This is a genomic window from Ruegeria sp. AA3 (assembly GCF_056542905.1).
Genome location: NZ_JBQGAQ010000028.1, coordinates 1 through 4471, shown reverse-complemented (window position 1 = coordinate 4471; position 4471 = coordinate 1). Strand labels below are relative to the sequence as shown.

The following is a 4471-nucleotide window of genomic DNA, read 5'->3' as shown; positions in this document are numbered from 1 at the left end:
ACGCACGCCTCTTCACGCTTTGCATGTTGAGTTGGGTGGTAAGTTGGTTGATTTTGCTGGGTGGGAGATGCCTGTTCAGTATCCATTGGGGATTATGGGGGAGCATAAGCAGTGTCGTGAGAAGGCGGCGGTGTTTGATGTGAGCCATATGGGTCAGGTGATCCTGAAGGGCGAGAATGTGGGCGAGAAGTTGGAAGCTTTGTGCCCGCAGGCCTATGCGACGTTGAAGGAAGGCAAGGCGCGGTACGGGTTCTTTACGAACGCGGATGGCGGGATCATGGACGATTTGATCGTGTCGAATGCGGGCGATCATTACTTTGTGGTGGTGAACGCGGCGCTGCGGCATCAGGACATTCCGCATATGCGCGAACATCTCGACGGTGTTGAAGTGATCGAGATCTTCGACCGCGCGCTGGTGGCGGTACAGGGCCCTGCGGCGGAAAACGTTGTGGGCGAGCTCTGCCCTGCGGCGCGGGATCTGAAGTTCATGGAAACCACGGTGGCCGATATCAACGGTGTTGAATGCCGTATCTCGCGGCTGGGCTATACCGGCGAGGACGGGTACGAGATCTCGATCCCTGAGGACAAGGCGATAGAGATCACCAAGGCCTTCCTGGCGCATGAAGATTGCGAGGCGGCCGGTCTGGGCGCGCGCGACAGTCTGCGGCTTGAGGCGGGTCTGTGCCTTTATGGCAATGACATCGACCAGAGCACTTCGCCGATCGAGGCCTCCCTGGCCTGGGCGATCCAGAAGCGCCGCAAGGAAGAGGGCGGCTTTCCAGGTGCGGACCGTGTGCAGAAGGAACTGGCCGAAGGTCCCGCCAAAAAGCTGGTGGGCATCAAGCCCGAGGGCCGGGCGCCAGCGCGTCAGGGCGTTGAGATCCAGTGCAGCGAGGGCAACACGATCGGCCAGATCACCTCGGGCGTGTTTGGCCCCACCGTGGGTGGACCGGTGGCGATGGGCTATGTCGCGGCAGGTCATACCGAGCCGGGCGAGACGGTGAACCTGATCATCCGGGGCAAACCGCAACCGGCGCAGATCGTGGCGCTGCCCTTCGTCAAACAGAACTACAAGCGTTGAAGTCAGGAGAGAGAGACATGGCAACCTATTATTCCGAAGAACATGAATGGCTGGCTGTTGAGGGCGACACCGCCACGCTGGGCATCACCAAACACGCCGCCGAGCAGTTGGGCGACGTGGTGTTCGTGGAACAGCAGGAAGCAGGGGACGAGTTCGAAAAAGGCGGTGAGATCGGCGTGATTGAATCCGTCAAGGCCGCGTCCGAGCTTTATGCGCCGGTCGATGGCGAGATCACAGAGGTGAACGAGGCGCTGGCCGACAATCCCGGTTCTCTGAATGACGACCCCGAAGGCGAAGCCTGGATCTACAAGATCAAGATCGCGGACGCCTCGCAGCTCGAAGATCTGATGGATGAGGCCGGCTACAAGGCCTTCATCGGATAAATCCAAATGGTGGGTCCTCGCACGGGTCCGCCCCTTCATCTGGCTAAAAATACTCCCGCCGGAGGCTCCCGCAGTCTCCGCCGGGTCTGACCTATCCTTGAGGAGCGCACACATGGCCTTCAAACTGACCGATTACGAAGCCTATGACTTCGCCAACCGCCGCCATATCGGGCCCAGCCCGACCGAGATGCGCGACATGCTCAAGGTGATCGGCTTCAAGACACTGGACGAGTTGATCGACGCCACCGTCCCGCCCGCAATCCGGCAGAAAGAGCCGCTGGACTGGGGCCCGGCGATGACCGAGCGTGACGCTCTGTTCCACATGAAAGAGGTGGCGAGCAAGAACAAGGTTCTGACCTCGCTGATCGGTCAGGGCTATTATGGCACGACCACCCCGGCGCCGATCCTGCGCAACATTCTGGAAAACCCGGCCTGGTACACGGCCTATACGCCCTATCAGCCCGAGATCAGCCAGGGCCGCCTTGAAGCTCTGTTGAACTTCCAGACCATGGTCAGCGATCTGACCGGGCTGGACGTGGCCAACGCGTCCCTGCTGGACGAAGCCACAGCTGCGGCGGAAGCGATGGCCATGGCCAAGCGCGGCGGGCGTTCGAAAGCCAACAATGCAGCCTTCTTTGTGGACAAGAACTGCCACCCGCAGACCATCGCGGTCATTAAAACCCGCGCCGAGCCTCTGGGCATCGAGGTTCAGGTCGCCGATCCGGATACGCTGGATGCAGGCGCGGTCTTTGGCGCGATTTTCCAGTATCCCGGCACCCACGGTCATGTGCGCGACTTCACCAAAGAAATCGCCGCTCTGCATGAACACAAGGCTATCGCAATTGTCGCCGCTGACATTCTGTCGCTGGCCCTGCTGAAGTCGCCCGGCGAGATGGGCGCGGATATCGCCATCGGCTCGACCCAGCGCTTTGGCGTTCCGATGGGCTATGGTGGCCCGCACGCCGCCTATATGGCGACCACCGACAAGCTGAAGCGCTCGATGCCGGGCCGGATCATCGGTGTCAGCATCGACAGCCGCGGCAACAAGGCCTATCGCCTGGCGCTGCAGACCCGCGAGCAGCATATCCGCCGCGAGAAAGCCAACTCGAACGTTTGCACTGCGCAGGCGCTGCTGGCGGTGATTGCCTCGATGTATGCGGTGTATCACGGCCCCGATGGCATCAAGGCCATCGCGCAATCGGTGCACCGCAAGACCTCGCGCATGGCTGCCGGTCTGGAAGAGGCAGGCTTTGCCGTCGAACCCGAGGTATTCTTCGACACGATCACGGTTGAGGTCGGCCATCTGCAGAACGTCGTCATGGAGGCCGCCGTGGCCCGCGGTGTGAACCTGCGCAAAGTGGGCGACACGAAAGTGGGCATCAGCCTGGACGAACAGACCCGCCCCGAGACCATCGAGGCGGTCTGGGGGGCCTTTGGCATCAATCGCAAGGATGACAGCTCGAACAAGCAGTACCGCCTGCCGGATTACGCGCTGCGCGAAAGCGAATACCTGACCCATCCGATCTTCCACAAGAACCGGGCCGAGGCCGAGATCACCCGCTATATGCGCCGTCTGGCCGACCGCGACCTGGCGCTGGACCGGGCGATGATCCCGCTGGGCTCGTGCACCATGAAGCTGAACGCCACGATCGAGATGATCCCGGTCACCTGGCCCGAGTTCGGCAACCTGCACCCGTTTGTACCGCAAGATCAGGCGCAGGGCTATCACGAGATGATCGACGATCTGAACGACAAGCTGTGCCAGATCACCGGTTATGACGCGATCTCGCAGCAGCCCAACTCGGGCGCGCAGGGTGAGTACGCGGGCCTTCTGACCATCCGCAATTATCACTTCGCTCGTGGCGAGGGGCAGCGCAATGTCTGCCTGATCCCAACCTCGGCGCATGGCACCAACCCGGCCTCGGCCCAGATGGTCGGCTGGCAGGTTGTGCCGGTGCAGGCGGATGACAAGGGCAACATTGACCTGAATGACTTCCGCGCCAAGGCGGAAAAGCACTCGGATCATCTGGCCGCCTGCATGATCACCTATCCGTCCACCCATGGCGTGTTCGAGACCACCGTGCAGGAGGTCTGCCAGATCACCCATGATCACGGCGGTCAGGTCTATATCGACGGCGCCAACATGAACGCCATGGTTGGCCTGGCGCGTCCGGGCGATGTGGGTGGCGACGTCAGCCACCTGAACCTGCACAAGACCTTCTGCATCCCGCATGGCGGCGGCGGTCCCGGCATGGGTCCGATCGGCGTCAAGGCGCATCTGGAGGAGCACCTGCCCGGCCACCCGGAATACGGCACCGCCGTGGGTCCGGTCTCGGCAGCGCCTTTCGGATCTCCGTCCATCCTGCCGGTCAGCTGGGCCTATGTGCTGCTGATGGGCGGCGCCGGTCTGACCCAGGCCACGAAAGTGGCGATCCTGAACGCCAACTACATCGCGGCGCGGCTCAAGGATGCCTACCCGATCCTCTACACGTCGGACACGGGCCGGGTGGCGCATGAATGCATCCTCGACACCCGTCCGCTGGACGAGGCCGCGCATGTCAGCGTCGATGACATTGCCAAGCGCCTGGTCGATTCAGGCTTCCACGCCCCAACCATGTCCTGGCCGGTGGCCGGAACCCTGATGGTGGAGCCCACGGAATCGGAGCCCATGGACGAGCTCGACCGCTTCTGCGAGGCCATGCTGTCCATTCGGGCCGAGGCGCAGGATATCATCGAAGGCAAGATCGATGCGGAAAACAACCCGCTGAAAAACGCCCCCCACACGGTGCGCGATCTGGTCGGCAGCTGGGACCGCCCCTACACACGCGAACAGGCCTGCTTCCCTCCGGGCTCCATGGGTGTCGACAAATACTGGTCCCCCGTCAACCGCGTCGACAACGCATACGGTGACAGAAACCTCATCTGCACATGCCCGCCCATGTCAGAATACGAAGAAGCCGCAGAGTAATACACAAACAAAAACCCGCCGGACTACCGGCGGGTTTTT

At 61.9% G+C, this 4471-nt stretch carries 3 protein-coding genes; all 3 read left to right on the top strand.

Annotated features, from left to right (window positions below):
• The coding region (gene gcvT, locus ACR0JR_RS22165) for a glycine cleavage system aminomethyltransferase GcvT (protein ID WP_170782229.1) at nt 1-1081 on the top strand (1081 nt) is incomplete at its 5' end.
• Between the two features lie 17 nt (nt 1082-1098).
• Nucleotides 1099-1464 (top strand): glycine cleavage system protein GcvH, encoded by a 366-nt coding sequence (gcvH, locus tag ACR0JR_RS22160; RefSeq protein ID WP_170471861.1) that lies wholly within the window; start codon nt 1099-1101, stop codon nt 1462-1464.
• A gap of 112 nt (nt 1465-1576) precedes the next feature.
• Complete coding sequence (gene gcvP / locus ACR0JR_RS22155) at nt 1577-4432, top strand: aminomethyl-transferring glycine dehydrogenase (RefSeq protein ID WP_480458193.1); 2856 nt, start codon at nt 1577-1579, stop codon at nt 4430-4432.
• Nucleotides 4433-4471: the final 39 nt, after the last annotated feature.

What these genes read in the sequence shown, in the direction of transcription:
- gcvH (WP_170471861.1), top strand. Translation starts at nt 1,099, where the DNA reads ATGGCAACCTATTATTCCGAAGAACATGAATGGCTGGCTGTTGAGGGC.
- gcvP (WP_480458193.1), top strand. Translation starts at nt 1,577, where the DNA reads ATGGCCTTCAAACTGACCGATTACGAAGCCTATGACTTCGCCAACCGC.